Source organism: Stutzerimonas sp. R40042, from assembly GCF_026642215.1.
Taxonomy (GTDB): domain Bacteria; phylum Pseudomonadota; class Gammaproteobacteria; order Pseudomonadales; family Pseudomonadaceae; genus Stutzerimonas; species Stutzerimonas frequens.
Genome location: NZ_CP113258.1, coordinates 1586610 through 1612590 on the forward strand (window position 1 = coordinate 1586610; position 25981 = coordinate 1612590).

Genomic DNA, 25981 nt, shown 5'->3' on the forward strand with positions numbered 1-25981 from the left:
TGGTCAGAACTGGAAGTAGAGGAACTCCGTCGGTGCCATGGAGAAGGCGATCGCCAGGGCGAAGAAACCGAGCACGCCTACTGCCATGCCGTGGATCGCAGTCGGCCGCCAGGCGCTGACCGGCAGCAGCCGTTCGGTCCAGTGCGGCTGGGGCTGGAAGTTGAGCGCGGTACGGAAGTGGCCCATCCACTGCTGCACGTTGGGCATGCCCCAGACGAACACAAGCAGCGCCGCGATATAGACGAAGTCGGAGCGATCCATCGCCGTGCTGGTCGGGCTCAGGCCGAGCATGCCGGCGAGGATCGCCATGGCGGTCGGCACATCGCTGGCGCGGAAGAACACCATCGCCACCACCACGCAGCCAAAGGTCAGCGCGACGGCCGCAGCCTTGTGCCACCAGATGTCGCTGTCCAGCTTCCAGCCCTGACGCGCCTTCCAGGCACGCCAGCCGTGGGCGACTACCAGGTAGAAACCGTGCAGCAGGCCGAAGGCGACGAAGTGCCAGCCGGCGCCGTGCCAGATGCCGGAAATGAACATGGTGAACACGGTGGGGTAGGCGACCAGCGCAAAGAAAGTGCCGGCGGTCATCTTGCCCCGCCGCGGCTGCGGCTTGCCGGCCGCCATGCGCGCGCGGGTCACGCGCAGCACGATGGGGTTGTAGATGTAGGCGGTGAGGAAACGCGTCAGCGTCATGTGCCAGCGCGACCAGTAGTCGATGACGTTGCGCGCCTTGAACGGGCTGTTGAAGTTCGCCGGCAGGCTGATGCCGAACAGCAGCGCCAGCCCAATGGCCATGTCGCTGTAGCCAGAGAAGTCGAAATAGATCTGCAGCGTGTAGGTCAGCGCGCCGGTCCATGCGTCGTAGAACGCCGGGATGGTGCCGTCGGCGGCCAGGCTGAAGACCGGCGTGGCTTTCAGCGCGAGGGTGTCGGCGATCATCACCTTCTTGAACAGACCGAGCAGGAACACCGTGGCGCCCAGCGACAGGTTGTCGATGCGCGCGCGGAAGCTGTCGCGGTCGTTGAACTGCGCAAGCATTTCACCGTGGTGGGTGATCGGTCCGGCGATCAGCTGCGGAAAGAAACTGATGAACAGGCAGTAGTTGGCGAAGTCGTGTTCTTTCACCACGCCGTCATGGGCATCGACCAGGTAGGCGATCTGCTGGAAGGTGAAGAAGGAGATCGCCAGCGGCAGAATGATGTCTTCCACCCGCCAACCGAGATTCAGCGCCGCATCCAGCGTGCCGAGCAGGAAGCCGGTGTATTTGTAGTAGACCAGCAGCAACACGTTGGCCGCGACCGCCAACCCGAGCACCAGACGTGAGGGGTGCCGGCGCAGGTAGCCACCGAGCAGATAGTTGACCAGCATGCTGCCGACCAGCAGCGGTACGTAGACCGGGTTCCACCAGCCGTAGAACACCAACGAGACGACGGTCAGCCAGATCACCGCGAGCCGCTGTCGGCCCGATCCGGTCAGCACGAAGAATCCAATCAGCACCACCGGAAGAAAGCCGGCGATGAATTCCACCGAATTGAAAAGCATCTTCCCTATTCCCTGCTCAGCGTTCGTGCATTGCTGCTCAGGCCGCCGGCGAGGCGGGGCGAGTCATCCATTCAGTCCTGGCGCCACGCGACCGACGATCCATCCTGGTCGGCGTTGCGACATCCTCGGTCCATCAGTGGCTGCTCGCTCGGGTTTCGGCCACCTTGGCCGGCTTCCCCTGAGCTCCTATGGCTCGGACGTGAAGGTGTAAAAAAAAGTTTCAACGTTTGTTGCACCGATGAGCGCTTTATTGCCGCAGGTCAAAAGGCCCCCGGCAGGCGTGGCCTGCAGCCCATTTCCGTCGGTCGGGAAAGTTCCCGGCATTCTTAAAGGCTCTGAAGGTTCGAGCGCGGACGAGCTGCAGGCGCAGGCGTAGTTGACCGAGCGTGGACAGGTGCCGGCCGGCTCAGCGGACGCTGCTCAACCCTGCGCTGCTGCGCGCGCGCTGAACGCTTTTCGACGCGGCGGCAGGCGGTTCGACCTTGCGCTGCAGGTGGCGCACGGTGCGCTTGAGGCGCTGCACCTTGTCTTCCAGTTGGAAGACCTTGCGGTTGTTGTAGAACATGCCCAGCACGAACCCCACCGAAGTGAAGACCAGGCCATAGATGAGAGCGGCTTCATAGAGATAGCTGGAAAACATCCTGTCATCCTCTGCGGGTTATGGCTCTCGCTCGTCGAGCGAATCAACCCGGAATGGGCTGATGCCAATCTGCCTTTATGTGACAGGACGCACATTGAAAACGTTCCCGGTGCCACGGTTGCGTATGCCTCGTACGGTCAGCGAGTGCCGGCGGACATGGCGATGGCTGCGGCTGCGGTCCGGGTCTCCACACCGAGCTTCACATAGACGTGCTCCAGGTGCTTATTCACCGTGCGCGGGCTGAGCCCGAGGATGTCGCCGATATCCCGATTGGTCTTGCCGCAGGACACCCAGTGCAGCACCTCGACCTCGCGCCCGGTCAGCTGGAAGCGCTCGGTCAGGGTGGCCTGGATCTGCTTCTCGTCGGCCGGAGCCTGGGCCTGGCGAGCACTCTGTAGCGTGCGCGCGGTGCGCAGATGCGCGGCGACTCGGGCCACCACCTGTTCCGGGTGGATTGGCTTGGTCACGTAGTCGATGCCGCCGGCCTCGAAGCCGGCGAGTACGTGCTCGCTTTCGGTCAGGGCAGTCATGAACAGCACCGGCACGTCCTCCAGTTCGACCTGTGCCTTGATCCGGCGGCAGGTATCGAAACCGTTCAGCCCGGGCATCATGGCGTCGAGCAGAACGATGTCCGGCTTCAGCCGCTGCATGCGCTCCAATGCGCTGAGGCCATCCAGCGCCACCAGCACCATGTAGCCGGCCTGGTCGAGCGCGCCGGAGAGCAGGGCGAGGTTGTCGGGCACGTCATCGACGATCATCACGATGCCTTGGTTTTGCGGATGATCAGTTGGATGCATGGGTGTCCTCCATGGGCGTCTGAGTCTCGTTGGTCATGGCCTGATCCAGGCGCTGGCCCAGTTCGTTCAGCTGGAAGCGTCTGGCCAGCTGGCGCAGTTCCTGGAGCTGCGCGGCGGCGGCCGGCAGGTCGCGTTCGAGCTGGTCGAGCAGTTCGAGCACGCCGCGCACATATCCGAGCGAGGCCTGTTGCTGCAGCGCATGCAGGGCATTGAGCGGCAGGCCCGCGGCGGTCGACGTGGTGGCCGCCGCATCGCGTCTGAGCCAGTCCAGCGCCAGATGCTGGCGAATCTTGTCCAGCAGCACCGGGGCATGTACCGGCTTGGGCAGGTAGTCACTGCAATCGGCAGCGACGCTCGCACCGTCGACGAACGCATTGGCAGAAATGACGATGATCGGCGCCGTCGAACCCACCGAGCGGCGAATCAGCCTGGCGGTCTGCCAGCCGTCGAGCTGCGGCATGGAGAGGTCCATCAGGATCAGGTCAGGGTTGTGTAGCGACACCTGGCTGAGCGCCTCCTGGCCGTTGCTGGCCATGAGTATTTCGAAACCCAATGGCTCGAGCATGCCAGCCAGCACCTGGCGGTGTTCGATGTGGTCGTCGACCACCAGCACGCGGCGGCGCGGGCCGTGGTAGCCGATGATGTCGTGTTCGACATGGACCACCGCCTGCGGCACGCGCACTTCGGAGAGGAACAGGCGCAGCTGAAAAACGCTGCCGCGACCTTGCTCGCTCTTCATCGACAGCTCGCCGCCCATCAACGCGGTGAGCATGCGGGTGATGGTCAGGCCGAGGCCCAGACCGCTGTCCTGACGCAACGGATTGCCGCGCTCGAACGGCTGGAACAATCGCTCCACCTGTTCGGGGGCGATGCCGACACCGGTGTCGGCGATCTCGAAGGTCGCGGTCTCGCGCAGGTAGCTGGCGCGCAGGGTGATGCTGCCGGCGTCGGTGTAGCGCACCGCATTGCCGAGCAGGTTGATGAGAATCTGCCGTACGCGCTTCTCGTCGCCGCGCACGACGGCCGGGATGCGGCCCTGGGTTTCAAAGTGGAAGCGCAGGCCCTTTTCCTCGGCCTGTGGCGCGATCATCTGGCGTACCTGCAGAAGGAATTCGGGAAAGGCGATCTCGGATGGCTCCAGATTGAGCTTTCCGGCTTCGATCCTGGCCACGTCGAGCAGCCCGTCGATCAGCGAGAGCAGATGGGCGCCGCTGCGATGGATGGTGCCCAGCGCTTCCTTGTGTCGCGTCGGCAGCTCGCCATCGCGCAACAGGATCTGCGCATAGCCGAGGATGCTGTTCAGCGGGGTGCGCAGCTCGTGGGAAAGGCCTGTCACATAGCGGCTCTTGGCGGCATTCGCCGCCTCGGACGCTTCCTTGGCCTTCTGCAGCTGTTCGTCGGTCTTGCGGTGGGCTTCGATCTCCTGCATCAGCAGGTGGGTCTGGCGGTCCGACTCCTGCTGGGCGACGTGGCGGCTTTCGCGGGTCAGCACCACCCACCAGGCGAGAATGCCGGCGAACAGCGAGAGCACCAGGAATGCCTTGAGAAACGCCTGATAAAGGGTTTCGCCCGCCTCCTGCGGGCTGGCTGCGACACTCGGCGAAACCTGGCTGTAGATCAGCCAGAGCGCCAGCGAAAGCAGGCCAATGATCAGGCCGAGCACACCGAGGTAGTGCGCCAGGCGGGTGTGCAGGCGTGGGATGGACACCTGCGGGAAGGCCCAGCGGAGGAAGTTGTCCCGCTGCGCCGAGAGCCGCGCGTGCGGCTTGCACAGGTCGCCACAGCGCGCATCGAGCGAGCAGCACAGCGAGCAGATCGGCGCACCGTAGGCGGGGCAGAAGGCAGTGTCCGGCTCCTCGAAGGCGTTGCTGCACAGCACGCAGGCGACTTTGCCGCGCTCGGTATAGGGGTACAGCAGCTCTGGCTGACGTTCGCGGGCGATATAGAAGCGCCCGCCGGTAACCCAGGCGATCAATGGTGCGCAGACCAGTGCGGTGCCCAGCGCGATCATCGGTGAGGCTGCCTGAGCCAGCGCACCGAGCACGCCGCTGTGGGCGAGAATCGCCAGCAGCGAGGCGATCAGCATGGCGCCGACACCCACCGGGTTGATGTCGTAGAGGTGCGCGCGCTTGAATTCGATCTGCCGCGGCGACAGGCCCAGCGGCTTGTTGATCACCAGATCCGCGACCAGCGCGCCGATCCAGGCGATGGCCACGTTGGCGTACAGCCCGAGCACCTGCTCGATGGCCTCGAACACGCCCAGCTCCATCAGCATCAGCGCGATCGACACGTTGAATACCAGCCAGACCACCCGCCCCGGATGGCTGTGGGTGACGCGCGCGAAGAAGTTCGACCAGGCCAGGGAGCCGGCGTAGGCGTTGGTCACGTTGATCTTCACCTGCGAGACGATGACGAACAGCACCATGGCGCCCAGCGCCCATTCCGGCGAGGCGAACACGTAGCTGAAGGCCACCAGGTACATCTGTGTCGGCTCGGCCGCCTTGTCCACCGGGATTTCGTGCTGCAGTGCGAGAAAGGCGAGAAAGGCGCCGGCGAGCATCTTCAGTGCGCCGGGGATGATCCAGCCGGGGCCGGCGGCGAGCATCGCCAGCCACCAGCGAACGCGGTTCTGCCGGGTTTTCTCGGGCAGGAAGCGCAGGTAGTCGACCTGCTCGCCGATCTGTGTGATCAGCGCCAGCGCCACGGTGCAGGCGGCGCCGAAGGACAGCAGGTTGAACGAGCCACCGTCGCCTTCGCGACCGGCGAAACTGGTCAGATCGCTCAGCGCCTCGGGGTTCTTGGCGATGACGAAGATGTAGGGCAGCAACAGCAGGATCAGCCAGACCGGTTGCGTCCAGAACTGCAGGCGGTTGATCAGGGTAATGCCGTAGGTCACCAGCGGCACGATGATGATCGAGCAGACCACATAGGCGAGCGCCAGCGGGATGCCGAAATACAGCTCCAGCGCCAGCGCCATGATCGCTGCTTCGAGGGCGAAGAACAGGAACGTGAAGCTGGCATAGATCAGCGAGGTGATGGTCGAGCCGATGTAGCCGAAGCCGGCGCCACGGGTCAGCAGGTCCATGTCCACGCCGTAGCGCGCCGCGTAGTAACTGATCGGCAACCCGGTGAGGAAGATCACCAACGCCACCGCGAGGATCGCCCAGAGCGTATTGGTGAAACCGTAGGAAAGGGCCAGCGTGCCGCCGATGGCTTCCAGGGCCAGGAAAGACACCGCACCGAGCGCGGTGTTGGCGATACGGAATTCCGACCACTTGCGAAACGACTTGGGGGTGAAACGCAGGGCGTAGTCTTCCAGCGTCTCGTCGGCGACCCAGCTGTTGTAGTCGCGGCGAATCTTGACGATGCGCTGTGTGCCTGTGATCTGCACGCTGGCGGCCCCGGCTGGTTGTCGTTTCCCTGGTTTGAGCAACTTCCGTGCCCCCGTTCGGCACTGCTGATGACCCGCGGCGAAGCACCGATGCGCATGCCGGCGCAGTGCTGCCGTGATTGGCAGTGGCGAGGGTTGCCGGCTGCTGGCGTGCTCCATACCGGCGCAAGGATGCACCAGCAGTGCACCTCTACGGATACGTCAGATGACGTACCCGCTTACGTCATCCTGCGTATACCCCGGCCAGACAGCCGAGCCCATTCTTGCTCCCGACCCGATGCCGGCCCGCAGCAGCAGTGTTGCGGCAAGCCAAGCACGGCCCACCGAGACAGGAGCAATCATCATGGATTCAAAACTGACGGGTTCGTCACGCCGCCTTCCCCGCCGGCTTGCGCAGGGGGCTGCGGCACTCTCGATGCTGGCAATGAGCATCTTCGCCTCGAGCGCCAGCGCCGAGGTCAACACCACCGGCCTGGCAGTCACCGATACGGAAGTGGTGGTCGGGCAGCTGCATTCGGCGACGGGCACCATGGCCATTTCCGAGACCGGCTCGATCCAGGCCGAGCGACTGGCCATCGAGCAGATCAACGCGGCAGGCGGCATCCTTGGCCGGCAGATCAAGGTGGTGCAGGAAGACGGTGCGTCCGATTGGCCGACCTTCGCCGAAAAGGCCAAGAAGCTGCTGGAGCGCGACAAGGTCGCCGCTGTGTTCGGCTGCTGGACCTCGGCCTCGCGCAAGGCGGTGCTGCCGATCTTCGAGCGGGAGAACGGGCTGCTCTATTACCCGACCTTCTATGAAGGTCTGGAGCAGTCGAAGAACGTCGTCTACACCGGCCAGGAGGCCACCCAGCAGATCCTCGCCGGCCTCGACTGGGTCGCCAAGGAGAAGGGCGCCAAGACCTTCTACCTGCTCGGCTCGGACTACATCTGGCCGCGCACCTCGATGAAGATTGCCCGCAAGCACATCGAGAACGTGCTCGGCGGCAAGGTGGTGGGCGAGGAGTACTACCCGCTGGGCAATACCCAGTTCGGCTCGCTGACCAACAAGATCAAGCTGAAGAAGCCCGACGTGATCTTCGCTGCCGTGGTCGGCGGTTCCAACGTCGCCTTCTACAAGCAGCTCAAGGCCGCCGGCATCACCGCGGACAAGCAGACCCTGCTGACCCTCTCGGTCACCGAAGACGAACTGCTCGGCATCGGCGGCGAGAACATGGCCGGCTTCTACGCCTCGATGAAGTACTTCCAGAGCCTGGACAACCCGAACAACGCCGAATTCGTCAAGGCGTTCAAGGCCAAGTACGGCCAGGACGCGGTGATCGGTGACGTTACCCAGGCCGCCTACCTCGGCCCATGGCTGTGGAAGGCTGCGGTCGAGAAGGCCGGCAGCTTCGACGTCGACAAGGTGGTTGCCGCCTCCGCCGGGCTGGAGCTGAACACCGCGCCGGAAGGCTACGTGAAGGTGCATGAGAACCAGCACCTGTGGAGCAAGACGCGCATTGGCCAGGTGCAGGCCGACGGCCAGTTCCAGGTGGTCTTCGAGTCCGACCTGATCGAGCCGAATCCCTTCCCGAAAGGCTACCAGTAACCCTCTCTGCGCCGCGTGCCGGCAGGCCCGCGGCGATCTCTTTTGCCATCAGGAGACATCATCATGGAATGGCTATCGGAGTTTGGTGCCATCGCGGCCATGCAGGGTTTCAACGGCTTGTCGGTGTTCTGCGTGCTGCTGCTGATGGCTCTGGGACTGGCGATCATCTTTGGTCAGATGGGCGTGATAAACATGGCCCATGGCGAGTTCCTCACCGTGGGTGCCTACACCACCTATCTGGTTTCGGTGCTGACGCTCAAGTATGCCCCTGAGCTGCAGCCCTACTACTTCTTCGTCGCCATCGTGCTGTCATTCGCGATTGCCGGCGCGCTGGGCTGGCTCGCCGAATGGGCGTTGATCAGCAAGCTTTACCATCGCCCGCTGGACACGTTGCTGGCGACCTGGGGCCTGTCACTGGTGATGCAGCAGGCGTTCCGTTCGATCTTCGGTGCGCGCGAGGTCAGCGCCACGCTGCCGGACTGGCTGATGGGGTCCTGGATGCCCACCGACACCATCGACATCCCGCTCAACGGTCTGTTCGTGATGGCGCTGACACTGCTGCTCACCACGACGATCTTCGTCCTCATGTACCGCTCGCGCTGGGGCCTGCAAGTGCGCGCCACGGTGCAGAACCGGGTGATGGCGCGTTCGGTGGGGATCAACACCAAGAAGGTCGACCGCATGACTTTCGCCCTGGGCTGCGGCGTGGCAGGGGTTGCCGGCGCGGCCTTCACCACCATCGGTTCGACGGGCCCGACCTCCGGTTCGCTGTACATCGTCGACACCTTCCTGGTGGTGGTCTTCGGCGGCGCGGCCAGCCTGTTTGGCACTATTGCCTCGGCGTTCTCCATCGCTCAGACGCAATCGATGGCCGAGTTCTTCATCAGCGGCTCGATGGCCAAGGTGCTGACCCTTTCGGCAGTGATCCTGATCCTCATGCTGCGTCCGCAGGGGCTGTTCACGGCCAAGGTGCGCAAATGATGAACAGTTTTTTGGTGGCGACGGCGAACGACGTGAGGGGCAAGGCATGAACTCGACACTCGATAAATTCTTCGGCGGAAAGCAGGGCGGGATCGGTCTGCTGATCCTCGCAGCGCTGCTCCTGCTGGTGTTTCCGCTGCTGCTCGACAGCTTCCGCCTGAACATGGTGGGCAAGTACCTGACCTACGCCTTCGTTGCCGTGGGACTGGTGCTCTGCTGGGGCTACGGCGGCATTCTCAGTCTGGGGCAGGGGATCTTCTTCGGCCTCGGCGGCTACTGCATGGCAATGTTCCTCAAGCTCGAGGCATCCGACCCGGAAAGCACCAGGATCCAGTCCACGCCCGGTATTCCGGACTTCATGGACTGGAACCAGATCACCGAGCTGCCGTTGTTCTGGCAGCCCTTCCAGAGCTTCGGCTTCACCCTGCTTGCCGTGGTCGCGGTGCCGGCGATCCTCGCGCTGATCATCGGTGTGGCGATGTTCAAGCGTCGGGTGGGCGACGTGTATTTCTCCATCGTCACCCAGGCTATCGCGGCGATCCTGACCATTCTGATCATCGGCCAGCAGGGCCTGACCGGCGGGGTGAACGGCATCACCGACCTGAAGACGCTGCTCGGCTGGGACATTCGCACTGACGAGGCGAAGACCATCCTCTACTTCGTCAACGCGGCGCTGCTCATCGGCTGCATCCTGATCGGGCGCTTCATCCTCGCCTCGAAGCTCGGGCGCCTGCTGATGGCCATGCGTGACAAGGAAGAGCGGGTGCGCTTCTCCGGTTACGACGTGGCCAGCTTCAAGATCTTCGTGTTCTGCGTGGCGGCGAGCTTCTCGGCCATCGGCGGGGCGATGTTCACCCTGCAGGTGGGCTTCATGTCGCCGAGCTTCGTCGGCATCGTGCCTTCGATCGAGATGGTCATCTTCGCTGCCGTGGGCGGGCGCATGTCGCTGCTCGGCGCGGTGTACGGCGCGCTGCTGGTCAACTACGGCAAGACGGTGTTCTCCGAGAGCTTCCCCGAACTCTGGCTGTACTTCATGGGTGGCCTGTTCATCGCGGTGGTCATGTATTTCCCCAACGGTCTGGCAGGCCTCTGGCAGAGCCATGCCCGTCCCTGGCTGGCGCGTCTGCGGCTGCCGGATCGGCGCCAGCCATCGATGAAGCCCAAGCCGCCGGCGGAGCAGCCGGGGGTGGGCGGTGCAACGATTGATGCGGTTCCCGCCAAGCAACTGGAGAGCACCCCATGAGTGGATTTCAGATGCCTAAACCGGTGCTGGCCATCGAGGGCCTGACCGTTTCCTTCGACGGATTCAAGGCGGTCGATGACCTGAACCTCTATCTGGACCGCAACGAGGTGCGCGTGGTGATCGGCCCCAACGGCGCCGGCAAGACCACGGTGCTCGACCTGATCTGCGGGAAGACCCGCGCCACCGGCGGCTCGATCCAGTTCGACGGGCGCGAGCTGACGAAGATGAAGGAGTTCGACATCGTTCGTGCCGGGGTCGGGCGCAAGTTCCAGAACCCGTCGATCTACGAAAACCTCAGCGTGTTCGAGAACCTGGAGATGTCCTATCCGGCCGGGCGCAAGGTGTTCGGTGCGCTGTTCTTCAAGCGCAGTGCCGAGGTCGTCGCCCGGGTGGAGGAAATCGCGGCGGAAATCGGCCTGACCGGACAGCTGTACGGTGAGGCAGGGCTGCTCTCCCACGGCCAGAAACAGTGGCTGGAGATCGGCATGCTGCTGATGCAGGACCCGGAGTTGCTGATGCTCGACGAGCCGGTGGCCGGCATGAGCGTCAGTGAGCGGGCACAGACCGCCGAGCTGCTCAAGCGCATCAGCCAGGGCCGCTCGGTGCTGGTGATCGAGCACGACATGGAGTTCGTCAAGAGCATCGCCCACAAGGTCACCGTGCTGCATCAGGGCAAGGTGCTGGCCGAGGGCAGCATGGAAGCGGTGCAGAGCAATCCCAAGGTCATCGAGGTTTATCTGGGGCATTGAGGCGGTGCGGGCCCTGGCCCGCGTGTCGCACCCAACAGGTACAAAAGGAGTTCAGCATGTTCCAGATCAGCAGCCTCGCTTCGGGCTACGGCCAGAGTCAGATCCTTCACGACCTCAATCTGAAGGTCGAAAAGCAGGAAATCGTCGCGGTCATGGGCCGAAATGGCATGGGCAAGACCACGCTGTTCAAGACACTGATGGGTATCGTCCCGCAGACGGCAGGCAGCGTGCAGGTGGATGGGCAGGAAGTCGCCGGGCTGGAGACCCATCAACGGGTCGCCAGCGGTGTGGCCTACGTGCCCCAGGGGCGGATGATCTTTCCCAGCATGACGGTGCTGGAGAACATTCAAACGGGTTTGCCGGCAGCCGCAGGCGGCAAGGTGCCGGATGATCTCTACGCGCTGTTCCCGGTGCTGCACGACATGCGCAAGCGCAAGGGCGGCAACCTGTCCGGCGGCCAGCAACAGCAGCTGGCGATTGCCCGGGCACTGGCGACCAATCCCAAGGTGCTGCTGCTGGATGAGCCGACCGAGGGCATCCAGCCGTCGATCATCAAGGACATCGCGCGCACGCTGAAGGAGATCCGCTCGATTCGCGATCTGACCATCGTGGTTTCCGAGCAGGTGCTGTCCTTCACCATGGAAATCGCCGACCGCTTCCTGGTCATCGAGAAGGGCCGCTTCGTGCTGGAGGAAAGCGCAGCCAATGCCGACGAGGCGACCATCAGTCGTTACCTGTCGGTGTAAGGGCGCGCTGTTCCGTGGGCGCGGCCTTGGTTGCGAACCGCGCAGGCTGGTCTCGCGGCCCAGGCCCGTTCATGGGCGATAGAGCAGTGTGATTTCTCACTTTTCCTGATCGCAAGGCCGGTGTGCGTTCCCTGCGCGCCGGCCTTCGCCTGCCTGTCTGATAGACCTGAAAACCGCGTATTTGCTGGCTCCGCGCATACGTCATCCAACGTATTTCGGAAAAGCTGGCGACGGAAAAGACTAGCCCCGTGTTCAGCGCAACGCTGATGTCCTTCCAACGCAAAGGAGCTTCGTCATGACCGATACCCTGATCAAGGTCGACTTGAATCAGCCTGCCACCGAGAACGAGCAGATCCACAACCGCTGGCATCCCGACATTCCGATGGCCTGCTGGGTCAAGCCGGGCGACGACTTCATTCTCGAGACCTATGACTGGACCGCAGGCGCGATCAAGAACGACGACGATGCATCCGATGTGCGCGACGTCGACCTCACCACCGTGCACTACCTGTCCGGTCCGGTTGGCGTCGAGGGTGCCGAGCCGGGCGACCTGCTGGTGGTGGACCTGCTCGACATCGGTGCCAAGCAGGATTCGCTGTGGGGCTTCAATGGCTTCTTCTCGCAGCAGAACGGCGGCGGCTTCCTGACCGACCACTTCCCCCATGCGCAGAAATCCATCTGGGATTTCCAGGGCCTGTTCACCAGCTCCAGGCACATCCCGGGCGTGCGTTTCGCCGGGCAGATCCATCCCGGTCTGATCGGCTGCCTGCCGGACCACAAGATGCTGGCGACCTGGAACGAGCGCGAGCAGGGCCTGATCGACACCAATCCCAACCGCGTCCCGCCGCTGGCCAATCCGACATTCGCCGCCACCGCGCACATGGGCAAGCTCACCGGCGAGGCGCGTGACAAGGCCGCGGCCCAGGGCGCGCGTACCGTGCCGCCCCGCGAGCATGGCGGCAACTGCGACATCAAGGATCTTTCGCGCGGCTCGAAGATCTTCTTCCCGGTCTATGTAGACGGCGCCGGGCTCTCGGTCGGCGACCTTCACTTCAGCCAGGGTGACGGCGAGATCACCTTCTGCGGCGCCATCGAGATGGCCGGCTGGGTGCACATGAAGGTCGAGCTGATCAAGGGCGGCATGGCCAAGTACGGCATCAAGAACCCGATCTTCAAGCCCAGCCCCATCGTGCCGACCTACAAGGACTACCTGATCTTCGAAGGCATCTCGGTCGACGAGAGCGGCAAGCAGCACTACCTGGACGTCAACATCGCCTACAAGCAGGCCTGTCTGAACGCCATCAACTACCTGACCAAATTCGGCTACACACCGGCGCAGGGTTACTCGCTACTCGGTTCGGCGCCGGTGCAGGGCCATATCAGCGGCGTGGTGGACATACCCAACGCCTGCGCCACGCTCTGGCTGCCGACCGAGATCTTCGAGTTCGACATCCACCCGAACGCGTCCGGGCCGACCCGGTTCCTCGATGGCAGCATCGACCTGCCGATCGCCTACGACAAATGAGTTCGTTCATCCGGGCGGGGCAGGTGCTCTGGACGGCGGCCTGGCGCGCCCGGATGGAGGGACACGGAGGATGACGCGATGCCGATCTATGAATACGACTGCGACGCCTGCGGTGATTTCACCGCCCTGCGCCCGATGAGTGTGCGCAGCGAACCCTGCGATTGCCCGGCCTGCGGCACGCCCAGCCCGCGAGTGATTCGCACCGCCCCCGGCCTGGCAACCATGGCCGGCAGCACCCGCGCGGCGCATGAGACCAATGAGCGCGCCAGCCACGCGCCCAAGACAGTCGCCGAGTATGCCGCCAGCAAGCGCCACCCGGCCGGCTGCAGCTGCTGCGGCCCGAGTAAGCCGCTGCAACCCACCAAGGCTAATCCCCATGCGCTCAAGGCCAGCCCGTCGAACCGGCCGTGGATGATCAGCCACTAGCCTGCAGACTTGGTCGCGCCAGCGCCAACCCGCTCACTACGACAGAACCCGAAAGAGGGAGAGATCCATGCGTCACGGTGATATTTCCAGCAGTCCCGATACCGTCGGCGTAGCCGTCGTCAACTACAAGATGCCGCGCCTGCACACTCGCGCCGAGGTACTCGACAACGCGCGCAAGATCGCCGAGATGATCAAGGGCATGAAGCTCGGCCTGCCGGGCATGGACCTGGTGGTGTTCCCCGAGTACAGCACCATGGGGATCATGTATGACCCCGGCGAGATGATGGAAACCGCCACCACCATTCCCGGCGAGGAAACCGCGATCTTCTCGGCCGCCTGTCGCGAGGCACGGACCTGGGGCATCTTCTCGCTCACCGGCGAGCGCAACGAAGACCCGGGCAAGGCGCCTTACAACACGCTGGTGCTGATCAACGATCAGGGCGAGATCGTGCAGAAGTACCGCAAGTGCATTCCCTGGTGCCCGATCGAGGGCTGGTATCCGGGTGACCGCACTTACGTCAGCGACGGCCCCAAGGGCATGAAGATCAGCCTGATCATCTGCGACGACGGCAACTACCCGGAGATCTGGCGCGACTGCGCGATGAAGGGCGCCGAGCTGATCGTGCGCTGCCAGGGCTACATGTACCCGGCCAAGGAACAGCAGGTGCTGATGTCCAAGACCATGGCCTGGGCCAACAACTGTTACGTGGCGGTGGCCAATGCCGCGGGCTTCGATGGCGTCTACAGCTACTTCGGCCACTCGGCGATCATCGGCTTCGACGGTCGCACCCTGGGCGAGTGCGGCGAGGAGGAAATGGGGATCCAGTACGCCCAGCTGTCCATCTCGCAGATCCGTGACGCCCGTGCCAACGACCAGTCGCAGAACCACCTGTTCAAGCTGCTGCACCGCGGCTACACCGGCGTCTACAACTCGGGTGACGGTGACAAGGGCGTGGCTGACTGTCCGTTCGAGTTCTACCGCACCTGGGTGCTGGATGCGCAGAAGGCGCAGGAAAACGTCGAGGCCCTGACCCGAGCCACTGTCGGGGTCGCCGACTGCCCGGTGTATGAACTGCCGCACGCGGGACGGGAGCGTACGCTGGGTTGAAGGGTTGCCCGCTGCATTGGGGCGACTGTTCCAGAGGGTGGCAGGCCTGTGTCGACTTTGGGCGATTACCGGCCTCGTTGCGACCAGGTTTTGCCTTTCGGAGAGCAGGTAGTGGCGGACGCGCAGCGTTAATCGCCCCCATTCCCCGCGCTCCTTCGCTCCAATGGTGGAGGGGGCACACGTTCAACACTCCGCACCGGAATGCCCATGCCGTTCGTGAATGAACTGATCGAGCACAACCGTACCCAGCTCGCGCAAGCCAGCGACCGGGAGGGCCACGCGCCGAAGTCGGCGTCGCGCTTCCTGTTCGACGTCGAGACCGTCATGGCGCTGCTGCGCAGTCGTATCGTTGGTCAGGATGCGGTGCTGAGCGAAATCGAGGCGATGCTTCGCGTGGTCAAGGCCGGAATCGGCGATCCCGAACGTCCGCTGACGGTCAATCTCTTCCTCGGTCCGACCGGGGTTGGCAAGACCGAGATCGTCCGGCTGCTGGCTCAGGCCTTTCATGGCAAGCCGGACGCCTTCTGCCGAATCGACATGAATACCCTGGCCCAGGAGCACTACGCCGCCGCGCTCACCGGAGCCCCGCCCGGTTACGTGGGCAGCAAGGAAGGCACGACCCTGTTCGACGCCGAGGCCATCGCGGGAAGCTTCAGCCGGCCCGGTATCGTGCTGTTCGACGAGCTGGAGAAGGCCAGTCGGGAGGTCGTGCGCAGCCTGCTCAATGTGCTGGATAGCGGACGACTGACCTTGGCTGCTGGCAACCGGAGCCTCGATTTCCGCAACGCGCTGGTGTTCATGACCAGCAATGTCGGCGCACGGCAGGCTGCGCGATGGGAGCGCTGGCCGATACCGGCTATTGGCCGTGCCGTGTTGCAAAGCCGCAGCTTTGGGCAGGCGTTGCATCGGCATTTCGATCCGGAGTTCCTCAATCGCATCGACCGCACGCTGCAGTTCGAGAGCATCCAGGGCGATAGGCTGATGGCGGTGCTCGATGTCGAACTGGGCAAGCTGGCGCTGCGCCTGGACCGGCAGGGCGTACGGCTGCAGGTCGACGAGGCTGTCAAACGCGCCATCTGCCACGCGCACGACTCGCGCTTCGGTGCGCGCGACCTCAGTCGGCGGCTGCGCACGCGCCTGGAACCAGCGTTGGCAGCAGCCTTGTTGCGCGCTCCTGCCGAGCGGGTATGGCGAGCGGTGCTGCACGAAGGCGTGATCCGCGTGGAGCCGCTCGCGAGCGACTAGCAGCGAACTCTCCGGCGGTGCGGTCGTCCCATTTTCTAGACCGCCAACTTCACTGAACGGGGAACATCAATGGCCATGCTGGACACCCGCGGCATCGGGGCCTTTACCTTGCTCAAGCGCACCTTCAAGGAATTCGGCGCCGATGACATGTCGACCTATGCATCGGCGCTGGCCTACCGGGGGCTGTTCGCGATGTTTCCGTTCCTGGTGTTCCTCATTGCATTACTCGGCTTTCTCGATCTGCAGAACTTCTTCGACTGGTTGCGCATGCAGGCCGCGCTGGCCTTGCCGCCAATGGCGATGGAGCAGATAAACCCGGTCATCAACCAACTGCAGGAGCAGCAGGCCGGGCTGTTGTCGTTCGGTATTCTCGTGGCGTTGTGGACGGCTTCGATCGGCTTCCGATCGCTGATGATCGCTATGAACCGCGCCTATGACGTGGAGGAGGGGCGCCCCGGCTGGAAGCTCATCTTGCTCTCGCTGGCCTATACGATAGGCGTCGCGGTACTGCTGCTTCTGACTGCCGGGCTGATGATCATCGGGCCGCAGGCGATGGAGTGGCTGGCCAGCCAGGTGGGAATGGGCGATCTGGTGGTTCTGCTCTGGACCTGGCTGCGTTGGCCGGTGATCGTGGTCATGTTGATGCTTGTGGTGGCGCTTCTCTACTACGTGACTCCGGATGTGGAGCAGGAATTCCGCTTCATTACACCGGGCTCGGTGCTGGCCGTGCTGGTGTGGATCCTGGCCTCGATCGCCTTCGGTATCTACGTGCAGAACTTCGCCGACTACAACGCCACGTACGGCAGCATCGGCGCCATTATCGTGCTGCTACTCTATCTGTATATCTCCTCCGCGGTGCTGCTGTTCGGTGCCGAACTCAATGCAGTCATCGAGCACGCGTCGGTGGAAGGCAAGGATCCGGGCGACAAACAGCCTGACGCCTGAGCGGAGCCCGACGCGAACGTCCCTCCGGCGTAACGGTCATTTATTTCATTACAGATTTATTCCGCATGGATGGCGGAGCGGGTCGCCGACGCGGCGCCCCGTCGGCGAGCAGCCGGTTCTTCTGCAACGGACCGAACGGAGAAGTACCTTGCACATCGCGGACATGACCATGTTCTACGCGCCGGCCAGTGGTGGCGTGCGCACCTACCTCGAGGCCAAGCACCGGCGCTTGCAGCTCTACTCCGGGGTGCGCCACAGCATTCTGGTGCCGGGCGACGGCTACAGCCACAACGACGGTCTGTATCAGGTACCCGCTCCGATCCTGCCGTTCGGCAAGGGCTATCGCTTCCCGATCCGTCGTGCTCCCTGGTGCAATCTGCTGCGTTCGTTGCGGCCTGACCTGATCGAAGTCGGCGATCCGTACATGACCGCCTGGGCGGCTCTCGAGGCCGGGCGCAGGCTGGAGGTGCCGGTGATCGGTTTCTACCATTCGGACCTGCCCTTGCTGGTCAGCAACCGTATCGGCAGCTGGCTGGGGACGAATTTCAATGGCTACGTCTCGCGACTGTATGGCAGCTTCGACCGCGTGCTGGCGCCGAGTGAAGTGATGGCTGACAAGCTGACCCACCTGGGCGTGCGCAACGTCTTCGTGCAGCCGCTGGGGGTCGATCTGGAGACCTTCAACCCCGACCGGCGCGACCCGCAGCTCCGCCGTGAACTGGGTTTGCCGGACGATGCGCGGCTGATGGTGTTCGCCGGCCGCGGCTCGCGGGAGAAGAACCTGCACATCCTGCTGGAGACCGCGCGTCAGCTCGGCAAGCCTTATCACCTGTTGCTGGTGGGCTCGAGCATGCCGCAGCGGGTGCCGGACAATGTCACGGTCATCGATCGCTTTTGCCCGGCCATCGAAGTGGCGCGTTATCTGGCCAGCAGCGATGTGCTGCTGCACGCCGGTAATCAGGAGACCTTCGGCCTGGTCGCGCTGGAGGCCATGGCGTCCGGCATTCCGGTCGTCGCGGCGCGGGCTGGGGCGCTGCCGGAGTTGGTGCCATTCTACAGCGGGCGACTCTGCAAGCCGCTCGACCCCAGGGCGATGGCGCATACCGTGCGCGAACTGTTCGAGGACGAGCCGAGGTTGCTTGGCCATCAGGCGCGCCAGCATGTCGAAGCCCACCATGCATGGGATGCGGTGGTCGCCGGGCTGCTGGCGCACTACCACGCGGTGTTGGGCACGGCGGATCTGCCGGTAGCCGTGCATGGCTGATCGAGCCCTGACGCTGGTGTTGCATGACGTCGCCGCGGAAACTTGGCCGGACTATCGGCCGTTCGTCGAGGCGGTGGATGCCATTGGCGGCGTCCCGATCACTTGGCTGGTGGTGCCGGACTTTCATCGACGCAATCCGCTGGAGCGGCAGCCGGAGTTCCGCCGGCTGCTGGACCGTCGTCTGCAGCGGGGCGACGAGCTGGTGCTGCACGGCTGCTATCACGCCGACCTGGAGCCGGCACCGCGCAATCCGCGGGATTGGTTCATGCGCCGCGTCTATACGCACGAGGGCGAGTTCTACAGCCTGGACACGGCGAGCGCGCGGCAACGCCTGGACCATGGCATGGAGCTGTTTCGCCGCCACGGTTGGCCATTGCATGGCTTCGTCGCGCCGGCGTGGCTGATGAGCCCCGGCACACGGCGTGCGCTGGCGGACAGCGGGTTGGTCTATACCAGCGATCCCGGGCATCTGTTCCGGCTGCCGGAATTCGCGCCCATCGTCGCACCGGGGCTTGTCTGGAGTGCTCGCAGCGCCTGGCGTCGCGGATTCTCCCGGCTGGTTAGCGAGCATCAGCTGCGTCGTCATCGAGGGGCCCCGTTGCTGCGGCTCGGGTTGCATCCGGTGGATATGCGCCACGAATTTTCACGGCGTTATTGGAAGGACGTGCTGCTTCGGTTGCTCGATGACGGGCGTCGGCCGGTAACCAAGATAGACTGGCTGGAAGAGAACGGATCGTTGAGCGCAGTGGCATGAATCGACGCTGGTGGTTGTTGGGCGGCGCCCTGGCTGCCGCTGCGCTCGTGCCACTGCTGCTTGGTGGCAGGGGGCTGTTCGAGCGTCTCTGGCAGTTTCCCGGCGGCCTGCTGATGATCATGCTGGGCATGGTGCTTGTCGGCTGGAACCTCAATGCGCTGCGCCTGCGCCTGTTGCTCGGGCGCCGGCAGCTGGGCCAGCGCCGCGCTTTCGGTATCGTCGTGGCTACCGAGTTCGCGATCTGTGCGACGCCCGGCGGCGCTGGCGGCCCGCTGACGCTGATGGCGCTGCTGATGCGCCAGGGCGTGGCGCCGGCCAAGGGCACCGCGACTTATGCCGTCGAGCAGTTGAGTGATCTGCTGTTCTTCGCCTGCGCGCTGGTCGGTGTGCTGTTCTACGCGTTGACGCATGCACTCAACGCGTACATCGCCAGCCTGCTGGGCTTCAGCGCGGCGCTGTTGATCGGAGTGTTAGTGCTGCTGGCGCTGCTCGGCCGCTTCCACCGCCAGGTCTTCCTGCTCAACGGCTGGCTGGTCACGCGCCTCGGCATGAAGCAAACGCGCAAGCGGCGCTGGGCGCGCAAGGTGCTGGGCTTCCGCAACGCCCTGGTCGAATGCTTCCGCCTGCCACGGCGAATCCTGCTCACGGTGTTCGCACTCACCACGCTGCACTGGTTGCTGCGCTTCAGCGTGCTCTACCTGACGCTGCAGGGGCTGGGCAGCGAACTCGCCTGGGCCTGGACCTTCCTCGTGCAGCTACTGGCGCTCACCGCCGGTCAGCTCAGCCTGTTGCCCGGTGGCGCCGGCAGCGCCGAACTGGCCTCGGCCGCGTTGCTGACGCCCATGGTAGGCAAGTCGACCACCGCGGCGGCCATCCTGATCTGGCGTTTCGTGACCTATTACTTTTACCTCATCGTCGGCGCGCCGGTGTTTTTGCATCTGGCGGGTCGGCCCTTGCTGCGCCGGTTGATGCCATCGCGCCAGGCATGAACCGCTCCGCCCCGATGGCTGGGCGAAACTAACGCTTCGCGCGGACGGTCCACCTTATGTCACTAACGAATAAGTCAGGAGTTCGCCATGAGTAGCGCAGAAGACAAGATCAAGGGCAATACCAACGAAGCCGTCGGCAAGATCAAGCAGGGCGTGGGCGAAGCGACCGATAATGAGCGCATGAAAGGCGAGGGTCAGCGCCAGGAGGTCAAGGGTGAAGGCCAGCAGCTCAAGGGGGAGGCGAAGGACACCTTGAAGAAGGGTGTCGACAAAGCCTGACCGCACATTGCCGCAGACAAAAATGCCCGCTTCATGCGGGCATTTTTGTGTAACGAGCGCTGATCAGCGCTCCAGATATTGCAGCTTGTCCTTCACGCCATCCCATTCTTCGGCATCGGCCAGCGCATCCTTCTTCTCGGTGATGTTCGGCCAGACTTCCGCCAGGTCCGCGTTCAGCTCGATGAACTCCTGCTGGTCTTCCGGTACCTCGTCCTCGGAGAAGATCGCCTGGGCCGGGCACTCGGGCTCACAGAGGGCGCAGTCGATGCACTCGTCCGGGTGAATCACCAGAAAGTTCGGGCCTTCGTAGAAGCAGTCCACCGGGCAGACTTCCACGCAATCGGTGTATTTGCACTTGATGCAGTTGTCGGTGACGACGAAGGTCATGTCTAGCTATCTCCTCAGGCGTGTCAGGTAGGCGTTACGGTGACGCCCCTGCGAGTAGGCGGCACAGGCAGATGCCGCTATCAAAAAAATGCGCGCGATTCTAGCAGCTTTCGCGGCACATCAAATGCGTGATTTCAAGCTGTATAGCAGCTCCAGCGCCTGGCGCGGCGTCACATCATCGGGATTGATTCGCCCCAATTCCTCGAGCACCGGATGCGGCAGGCTGGCGAACAGGTCGCTCTGCATCGGTGGTGCCGGCTGGCCGGGTGCCATTCTCGGCGCTTCGTGGGGCAGGCTGGTGGTTTCCAGGCGCGACAGATGGTCGCGTGCACGCTGGATGACTTCGCCCGGCACACCGGCCAGCTGCGCCACCGCCAGGCCATAGCTCTGGCTCGCCGGGCCAGGCAGTACATGGTGCAGGAAGACGATGCGCTCGTTGTGCTCGGTGGCCGAGAGGTGCACGTTGGCCACTACCGGCTCGCTTTCCGGCAGCACGGTCAGTTCGAAGTAGTGGGTGGCGAACAGCGTGAACGCGCGCAGCTTGGCCAGGTGCTCGGCTGCCGCCCAGGCCAGCGACAGGCCGTCGAAGGTGCTGGTGCCGCGGCCGACCTCGTCCATCAGTACCAGGCTGCGATCACTGGCGTTGTGCAGGATGTTGGCGGTTTCGCTCATTTCCACCATGAAGGTCGAGCGCCCGCCGGCGAGGTCGTCCGAAGAGCCGATGCGGGTGAAGATGCGGTCCACCAACGACAGCTCGCAGGCGGCTGCCGGGACGAAGCTGCCGATCTGTGCCAGCAGCACGATCAGCGCAGTCTGGCGCATGTAGGTCGATTTACCGCCCATGTTCGGCCCGGTGATGACCAGCATGCGGGTGGCATCGTCGAGGCCAAGGTCGTTGGCCACGAAAGGCGTCTCCAATACTTGCTCGACCACCGGGTGGCGACCCTGCTCGATGCGCATGCACGGCTGCTCGACGAAGCGCGGGCGATTCAGATCGAGATTGAGCGCGCGCTCGGCGAGATTGCTCAGCACGTCCAGTTCGGCCAGTGCGGCGGCGCTTTCCTGCAGGGGCGGCAGGTGGCCGATGAGCAGTTCCAGCAGCTCGTCATAGAGCAGCTTCTCGCGGGCGAGGGCGCGGCTCTTGGCCGACAGTGCCTTGTCTTCGAATTCCTTCAGCTCAGGGGTGATGAAGCGCTCGGCGCCCTTGAGCGTCTGCCGGCGGATGTAGTCGGCCGGCGCGGATTCGGCCTGCTTGCTCGGCAGCTCGATGAAGTAGCCGTGCACGCGGTTGTAGCCGACCTTGAGGTTGGCCAGGCCGGTGCGCGCCCTCTCGCGGGTCTCCAGGTCCATCAGGTACTGGCCGGCGTTCTCGGAGAGCGACTGCAGTTCGTCCAGCTCGGCGTCGTAGCCGGTCTTGAGCACGCCACCGTCGCGGATCACCGCCGGTGGGTTGTCGATGATGGCGCGCGCCAGCAGCTCGGCCAGTTCCGGGTAGGTGCTGATGCTTTTCGCCAGTTCCAGCAGATGCGGTGCCACCAGGTCCCGCATGCCGGCCTGCAGCTGCGGTAGCGCAGCGAGCGCGTCGCGCAGGCGCGCCAGATCGCGCGGCCGAGCGTTGCGCAGGCCGATACGGGCGAGGATGCGTTCCAGGTCTCCGATGTCCTTGAGCTGCGGCTGCAGCTGTTCGAAGCGGTAATGCTCCAGCAGGCAAGTGATCGAGTCCTGACGCGCCTCGAGAGTCTCGCGGTTGCGCAGCGGGCGATTCAGCCAGCGGGTCAGCAGGCGCGAGCCCATGGCGGTCTGGCAGCGGTCCATGACCGATTGCAGCGTGTTGTCACGGCCGCCGGCCAGGTTGACGTCCAGCTCCAGATTGCGCCGGCTGGCACCGTCGAGGATCACCGTGTCGTCGAGGCGCTCGTGGCGCAGGCTGCGTAGGTGGGGCAGGGCGGTGCGCTGGGTTTCCTTGGCGTAGGCGAGCAGGCAGCCGGCGGCACCGATCGCCAGGGTCAGGTTCTCGCAGCCGAAGCCCTTGAGGTCCTGGGTGGAGAACTGCTGGCAGAGGCTCTTGAACGCCGAATCGCGATCGAAATCCCAGGGTGCACGTCGGCGCACGCCGCGGCGCTTCTCCAGCGGCAGACCCTGCGGCCAATCGTCGGGGATCAGCAGTTCAGCTGGGCTCAGGCGCTCCAGTTCGGCGAGTAGGGTTTCCCAGCCCTTGAGCTCCTGCACGCTGAAACGGCCGCTGGCGATGTCCAGCACCGACAGGCCGAACAGCTTCTCGTCGCCGACTACCGCCGCCAGCAGGTTGTCGCGGCGCTCGTCGAGCAGCGCCTCGTCGCTCACCGTACCGGGGGTGATGATGCGCACCACCTGGCGCTCCACCGGGCCCTTGCTGGTCGCCGGGTCGCCGATCTGCTCGCAGATCACCACCGATTCGCCCAGCTTGACCAGTCGCGCCAGGTATCCTTCGGCGGAGTGGAACGGAATGCCGGCCATGGGGATTGCTGTGCCCGCCGACTGTCCGCGCGCGGTCAGGGTGATGTCGAGCAGCGCGGCGGCTTTCTTGGCGTCGTCGTAGAACAGCTCGTAGAAATCGCCCATGCGGTAGAACATCAGCTGGTCCGGATGCTCGCGCTTGAGCTTCCAGTACTGCTGCATCATCGGCGTGTGCTTGGAGAGGTCAGAAATTTCTTTATTCATCAAAGACTTATGGCGGTACGGCAAAAGTAATGGGGCAAATTTGGGGCATGTCACGCTGCTTTTTGCATGCCTGCCCAGATGTGTTGAAGCTCGAACGGGGACTCGTCGTCCATCCATTTGGCGTACACCTGGACCAGCATTGTGAAGTCCTTGTGCCCCATCTGCTTGGCGATGAACGCAAGGTTACCACGCGCTACCAGGCACCAGCAGGCGTAGGTGTGGCGCGTCTGGTAGGGGCGGCGTGGGCGGATCTTGGCGCGACGCTGGATGTTGGCCCACTTCGAGTTCCAAGACGTCGGAATGAACCAAGGGTTTACGTTCTTCTTGCGTGCCTGCACAACGGGAGAAATCAGCGGCGTGACGGTTTCCCGTATCGATTCGTGGCGGGTGAGTTGCACAGTGATGGTCCGTGGCTCGATGCCGTGCTCGATAGCCAGCAGTTCCTTACACGCGTCCAGTGCTGGCGGAAATAACAGTACGACGCGTTTCTTGCCGGTCTTAGGCAGCTTGAACGTGCCCCTGCTTGTAATGGCTCGGTTTACATGGATCTGGCCTTTGATCAGGTCGATGTCTTCCCTGGCTAATGCGCCGAGTTCTCCAGGGCGCAGGCCGGTGTAAACGGCCAGTGTCACCGCAGCTCGATCCATTGGGTGCAAGCAACCTTTGGTCAGGAGGGCGTCCAGCTCGGCTTTGGTAAGCGGGTCTGGGTCACGCTCGGTCATCTCAAAGCGCGTGCAGGCATTGGCTAGGCCAGAACGGCAATAGCCGTTGGCCTCACACCATCCAAGAAATCCTGCGAGCGTGGCGAGGTAATGATTCACCGTCGAGGTGGCGCGCGTCTCGATCAGACTCACACGCAGCTTCTGAATGTCTTCGGGCAGCAGGACGCTGCCAAGACGGTCTCGACCTAGCATGTCAGTGCAGATGTCGAGCGCGATTCCGTATCGGCTCTCGGTTTCCTTGGTGATGTCGACCGCCTTAAGGGGCTTATACCTAGCCAACAGCGCATGCAGCCGCTCGTCGCGGGTGTTGCTGTAGTTTCCTGCCTGCTTGCTGTCCGGGAAGTGCTCGGCATAGTCGAACTTGCCCATCTTGATGTCATGAAGCACCGCTGCCCGGAGCTGGGCGGCGTGCTTGATGTTCGCCTTGGTCACCGGGAGGCCGAGCGTCTCCCGATAGCGGCGTTTGCGCCACATAAACACGATACGGATGCTGCTGCCGTGGATCTCGATGCCAGAGTGCCTGGCCAGCTCGGCTTTTAGACCGCATCCTGCGGCGCGCTCTCGACCCACTGGTTCACTTCCTCAATGTTGATAAAGATCCGTCCGTCCTGTGCCTTACGCCAGATGCGACCCTGCGCCCACGTTCCGTTTTTAACTTTGTGTTCGATGGCCGTCCGGCTGTAGCCGAACAGGTCGGCGGCTTTAGGGATAAGTACCCAACGAGGCGCGATCATGTGAGCTGCGCCTCGCGCTTGGTCTGGGGCATAGCTCGCCGGCGGAGAGAGCAGACGCTGATGAGGTGCTTGCGGTGCAACGCCTTGAGATGGCGCGACGGCAGTTCCCCCGTGCGTTCTGTATACGCACGGGGCCCGCTGTACATCTGGAGAAATGCGAGAGCGGGGGTGCTATACCGCACCATCAACAGGGCTTCTATAGGTGTTCGAGTGCTTGAGTTTGGTGTCGGCATGACTTGTCCTCCTGCTCATACCCGACACCCATTAGATAGCACCGCAAGCACATTTTGGGGCGCTATCTGACCAGATTCTGGTCAGCATTAAGATTTGGGGCCGCCTCGGTTATCGTTCTCCTCATCGTCCCCCATAAACCAACAAACCCAAGTTCTGCGGAAGCTCTGCTAGACCAAGATCTTTGCTTACCAAAATCTGGTCGAATTAGACTGCGGAATTGGATGGAAGCCAGACACGAAGCGGATTTCCATCTCCTTCCGGCCGTTACGCGTAGTGAGCGATTTACCACCACTAACATGCCGGACGATTGGATGCCGGACCTCGGCGCTTCAACGTCGATTTGGATCATCGTCCTGGGCAGAGCGCCGGCCATCCGCAGGCGCGCCATCAGAACGCTTTCTTGCACCCTTGCCGTCCGCACTCTGCGCCACTACCAGGCCAATCACCGTGGCAACCGCAATCACCGCCAGCGTCAGGCCGATGAAAAAGAGGATCGTGTAGGTTTTTGTATCCATGGTTATTCCTGTTGGTCCGTTGCCGTTGCCGCAGTGGAGGCAACACGGCAACGGTGACATCAACCTCTATCGCTGCCGAGGCCGACGCTGATGCAGTACGTTCCGGGTACGGCCAGGACGACGCAGACGATTGGTCCGGCGCCCATGACCTGGCCCCAGAGGTTTTTCAACAGCGGATAAGCGATGAATACCGCCGCCGCTTCAGCCGGCTGCATGGTGGCGAGTCGGCCGAGGACGGCTGCCTCGATGCCGGAAAGCAGCACGAGCAAGCAGCCTGACACTGCCATCACTGGCCGGAGCCCGAGCCGTGATCGGCGACGACCAGAGCCTGAATAGTCCAGCGGTAAGGGTATCTGCCGAATCAACCGGCCGCGCGCAATGCGGGCATCTACCGCCAGGGCCAGCCAGGAGATGCCTATGGCGAATGCGAGGATGAGGCTAACTACCAGCGCAAATGGCGACATAATCAATTTCCTCCAA

At 63.5% G+C, this 25981-nt stretch carries 24 protein-coding genes; 14 read left to right on the top strand and 10 right to left on the bottom strand.

Annotated features, from left to right (window positions below):
- Positions 1-3: 3 nt before the first annotated feature.
- The 4 genes from OUY36_RS07580 to OUY36_RS07595 all read right to left on the bottom strand — a co-directional run bounded on the left by OUY36_RS07580 (position 4) and on the right by OUY36_RS07595 (position 6370).
- Positions 4-1542 carry an MBOAT family O-acyltransferase gene (locus tag OUY36_RS07580; protein ID WP_267937435.1) on the bottom strand — a complete coding sequence of 513 codons (1539 nt, stop codon included), beginning with the start codon at positions 1540-1542 and terminating at the stop codon, positions 4-6.
- 406 nt (positions 1543-1948) lie between these two features.
- Positions 1949-2182, bottom strand: a complete 234-nt coding sequence (locus tag OUY36_RS07585) for a hypothetical protein (protein WP_133455948.1) — start codon at positions 2180-2182, stop codon at positions 1949-1951.
- 137 nt (positions 2183-2319) lie between these two features.
- Complete coding sequence (locus OUY36_RS07590) at positions 2320-2979, bottom strand: response regulator (protein WP_063541445.1); 660 nt, start codon at positions 2977-2979, stop codon at positions 2320-2322.
- Entirely contained in the window at positions 2966-6370 is a 3405-nt protein-coding gene (locus OUY36_RS07595) for an ATP-binding protein (RefSeq protein WP_267937438.1), read from the bottom strand. The genes OUY36_RS07590 and OUY36_RS07595 overlap by 14 nt, the downstream gene beginning before the upstream one ends.
- Positions 6371-6785: 415 nt before the next feature.
- Between OUY36_RS07595 and urtA the strand changes: the two genes are divergently transcribed.
- The 14 genes from urtA to OUY36_RS07665 all read left to right on the top strand — a co-directional run bounded on the left by urtA (position 6786) and on the right by OUY36_RS07665 (position 20209).
- Entirely contained in the window at positions 6786-7955 is a 1170-nt protein-coding gene (urtA, locus tag OUY36_RS07600; protein WP_376781327.1) for an urea ABC transporter substrate-binding protein, read from the top strand.
- Positions 7956-8018: 63 nt separating this feature from the next.
- The gene (urtB, locus tag OUY36_RS07605; protein ID WP_110777658.1) at positions 8019-8936 is read left to right on the top strand and encodes an urea ABC transporter permease subunit UrtB; all 918 of its coding nucleotides are present in this window, start codon (positions 8019-8021) and stop codon (positions 8934-8936) included.
- Between the two features lie 46 nt (positions 8937-8982).
- Complete coding sequence (urtC, locus tag OUY36_RS07610) at positions 8983-10179, top strand: urea ABC transporter permease subunit UrtC (protein ID WP_267937441.1); 1197 nt, start codon at positions 8983-8985, stop codon at positions 10177-10179.
- Positions 10176-10928, top strand: coding sequence for an urea ABC transporter ATP-binding protein UrtD (urtD, locus tag OUY36_RS07615; protein ID WP_110777655.1), 753 nt, complete (start codon positions 10176-10178; stop codon positions 10926-10928). Before urtC ends, urtD begins: the two co-directional genes overlap by 4 nt.
- Before the next feature lie 56 nt (positions 10929-10984).
- Positions 10985-11674, top strand: coding sequence for an urea ABC transporter ATP-binding subunit UrtE (urtE, locus tag OUY36_RS07620; RefSeq protein WP_038661817.1), 690 nt, complete (start codon positions 10985-10987; stop codon positions 11672-11674).
- A gap of 295 nt (positions 11675-11969) precedes the next feature.
- Entirely contained in the window at positions 11970-13199 is a 1230-nt protein-coding gene (gene fmdA, locus OUY36_RS07625) for a formamidase (protein ID WP_200595023.1), read from the top strand.
- Positions 13200-13277: 78 nt separating this feature from the next.
- A complete protein-coding gene (locus OUY36_RS07630) occupies positions 13278-13625 on the top strand; it encodes an FmdB family zinc ribbon protein (protein WP_110777652.1) in 348 nt (115 codons plus the stop codon).
- Positions 13626-13692: 67 nt separating this feature from the next.
- Positions 13693-14733, top strand: a complete 1041-nt coding sequence (locus OUY36_RS07635) for an aliphatic amidase (RefSeq protein ID WP_133455940.1) — start codon at positions 13693-13695, stop codon at positions 14731-14733.
- A gap of 207 nt (positions 14734-14940) precedes the next feature.
- On the top strand, positions 14941-15978 hold the full coding sequence (locus tag OUY36_RS07640; RefSeq protein ID WP_152481052.1) for an AAA family ATPase: 1038 nt from the start codon (positions 14941-14943) through the stop codon (positions 15976-15978).
- Between the two features lie 69 nt (positions 15979-16047).
- Positions 16048-16923: a YihY/virulence factor BrkB family protein gene (locus OUY36_RS07645; protein ID WP_200595032.1), complete on the top strand. Its 876-nt coding sequence runs from the start codon at positions 16048-16050 to the stop codon at positions 16921-16923.
- Positions 16924-17071: 148 nt separating this feature from the next.
- Positions 17072-18187, top strand: a complete 1116-nt coding sequence (locus OUY36_RS07650) for a glycosyltransferase family 4 protein (RefSeq protein WP_063541465.1) — start codon at positions 17072-17074, stop codon at positions 18185-18187.
- Positions 18180-18941, top strand: a complete 762-nt coding sequence (locus OUY36_RS07655) for a DUF2334 domain-containing protein (RefSeq protein WP_152481053.1) — start codon at positions 18180-18182, stop codon at positions 18939-18941. Before OUY36_RS07650 ends, OUY36_RS07655 begins: the two co-directional genes overlap by 8 nt.
- Positions 18938-19930: a lysylphosphatidylglycerol synthase transmembrane domain-containing protein gene (locus OUY36_RS07660; protein ID WP_110777644.1), complete on the top strand. Its 993-nt coding sequence runs from the start codon at positions 18938-18940 to the stop codon at positions 19928-19930. Before OUY36_RS07655 ends, OUY36_RS07660 begins: the two co-directional genes overlap by 4 nt.
- 87 nt (positions 19931-20017) lie before the next feature.
- Positions 20018-20209 (top strand): CsbD family protein, encoded by a 192-nt coding sequence (locus OUY36_RS07665; protein ID WP_102840823.1) that lies wholly within the window; start codon positions 20018-20020, stop codon positions 20207-20209.
- Between the two features lie 63 nt (positions 20210-20272).
- Here the strand turns inward: OUY36_RS07665 and fdxA are convergent, their stop codons facing one another.
- The 6 genes from fdxA to OUY36_RS07695 form a co-directional block, all read right to left on the bottom strand.
- Positions 20273-20596: a ferredoxin FdxA gene (gene fdxA / locus OUY36_RS07670; RefSeq protein WP_003285709.1), complete on the bottom strand. Its 324-nt coding sequence runs from the start codon at positions 20594-20596 to the stop codon at positions 20273-20275.
- Between the two features lie 120 nt (positions 20597-20716).
- On the bottom strand, positions 20717-23296 hold the full coding sequence (gene mutS, locus OUY36_RS07675; protein WP_267937448.1) for a DNA mismatch repair protein MutS: 2580 nt from the start codon (positions 23294-23296) through the stop codon (positions 20717-20719).
- Positions 23297-23346: 50 nt separating this feature from the next.
- A complete protein-coding gene (locus OUY36_RS07680) occupies positions 23347-24588 on the bottom strand; it encodes a site-specific integrase (protein WP_221103054.1) in 1242 nt (413 codons plus the stop codon).
- Positions 24555-24752, bottom strand: coding sequence for a hypothetical protein (locus OUY36_RS07685; RefSeq protein ID WP_014819862.1), 198 nt, complete (start codon positions 24750-24752; stop codon positions 24555-24557). The genes OUY36_RS07680 and OUY36_RS07685 overlap by 34 nt, the downstream gene beginning before the upstream one ends.
- Positions 24753-25315: 563 nt before the next feature.
- Positions 25316-25501 (bottom strand): hypothetical protein, encoded by a 186-nt coding sequence (locus OUY36_RS07690; protein ID WP_221103055.1) that lies wholly within the window; start codon positions 25499-25501, stop codon positions 25316-25318.
- A 59-nt stretch (positions 25502-25560) separates the two neighbouring features.
- On the bottom strand, positions 25561-25965 hold the full coding sequence (locus OUY36_RS07695; protein ID WP_221103056.1) for a hypothetical protein: 405 nt from the start codon (positions 25963-25965) through the stop codon (positions 25561-25563).
- Positions 25966-25981 lie beyond the last annotated feature (16 nt).

Bases quoted from the DNA above. Each gene is read 5' to 3' on its own strand.
- OUY36_RS07580 (WP_267937435.1), bottom strand. From the start codon at position 1,542: ATGCTTTTCAATTCGGTGGAATTCATCGCCGGCTTTCTTCCGGTGGTG.
- OUY36_RS07585 (WP_133455948.1), bottom strand. From the start codon at position 2,182: ATGTTTTCCAGCTATCTCTATGAAGCCGCTCTCATCTATGGCCTGGTC.
- OUY36_RS07590 (WP_063541445.1), bottom strand. From the start codon at position 2,979: ATGCATCCAACTGATCATCCGCAAAACCAAGGCATCGTGATGATCGTC.
- urtA (WP_376781327.1), top strand. From the start codon at position 6,786: ATGCTGGCAATGAGCATCTTCGCCTCGAGCGCCAGCGCCGAGGTCAAC.
- urtB (WP_110777658.1), top strand. From the start codon at position 8,019: ATGGAATGGCTATCGGAGTTTGGTGCCATCGCGGCCATGCAGGGTTTC.
- urtC (WP_267937441.1), top strand. From the start codon at position 8,983: ATGAACTCGACACTCGATAAATTCTTCGGCGGAAAGCAGGGCGGGATC.
- urtD (WP_110777655.1), top strand. From the start codon at position 10,176: ATGAGTGGATTTCAGATGCCTAAACCGGTGCTGGCCATCGAGGGCCTG.
- urtE (WP_038661817.1), top strand. From the start codon at position 10,985: ATGTTCCAGATCAGCAGCCTCGCTTCGGGCTACGGCCAGAGTCAGATC.
- fmdA (WP_200595023.1), top strand. From the start codon at position 11,970: ATGACCGATACCCTGATCAAGGTCGACTTGAATCAGCCTGCCACCGAG.
- OUY36_RS07630 (WP_110777652.1), top strand. From the start codon at position 13,278: ATGCCGATCTATGAATACGACTGCGACGCCTGCGGTGATTTCACCGCC.
- OUY36_RS07635 (WP_133455940.1), top strand. From the start codon at position 13,693: ATGCGTCACGGTGATATTTCCAGCAGTCCCGATACCGTCGGCGTAGCC.
- OUY36_RS07640 (WP_152481052.1), top strand. From the start codon at position 14,941: ATGCCGTTCGTGAATGAACTGATCGAGCACAACCGTACCCAGCTCGCG.
- OUY36_RS07645 (WP_200595032.1), top strand. From the start codon at position 16,048: ATGGCCATGCTGGACACCCGCGGCATCGGGGCCTTTACCTTGCTCAAG.
- OUY36_RS07655 (WP_152481053.1), top strand. From the start codon at position 18,180: ATGGCTGATCGAGCCCTGACGCTGGTGTTGCATGACGTCGCCGCGGAA.
- OUY36_RS07660 (WP_110777644.1), top strand. From the start codon at position 18,938: ATGAATCGACGCTGGTGGTTGTTGGGCGGCGCCCTGGCTGCCGCTGCG.
- OUY36_RS07665 (WP_102840823.1), top strand. From the start codon at position 20,018: ATGAGTAGCGCAGAAGACAAGATCAAGGGCAATACCAACGAAGCCGTC.
- fdxA (WP_003285709.1), bottom strand. From the start codon at position 20,596: ATGACCTTCGTCGTCACCGACAACTGCATCAAGTGCAAATACACCGAT.
- mutS (WP_267937448.1), bottom strand. From the start codon at position 23,296: ATGAATAAAGAAATTTCTGACCTCTCCAAGCACACGCCGATGATGCAG.
- OUY36_RS07685 (WP_014819862.1), bottom strand. From the start codon at position 24,752: ATGATCGCGCCTCGTTGGGTACTTATCCCTAAAGCCGCCGACCTGTTC.
- OUY36_RS07690 (WP_221103055.1), bottom strand. From the start codon at position 25,501: ATGGATACAAAAACCTACACGATCCTCTTTTTCATCGGCCTGACGCTG.
- OUY36_RS07695 (WP_221103056.1), bottom strand. From the start codon at position 25,965: ATGTCGCCATTTGCGCTGGTAGTTAGCCTCATCCTCGCATTCGCCATA.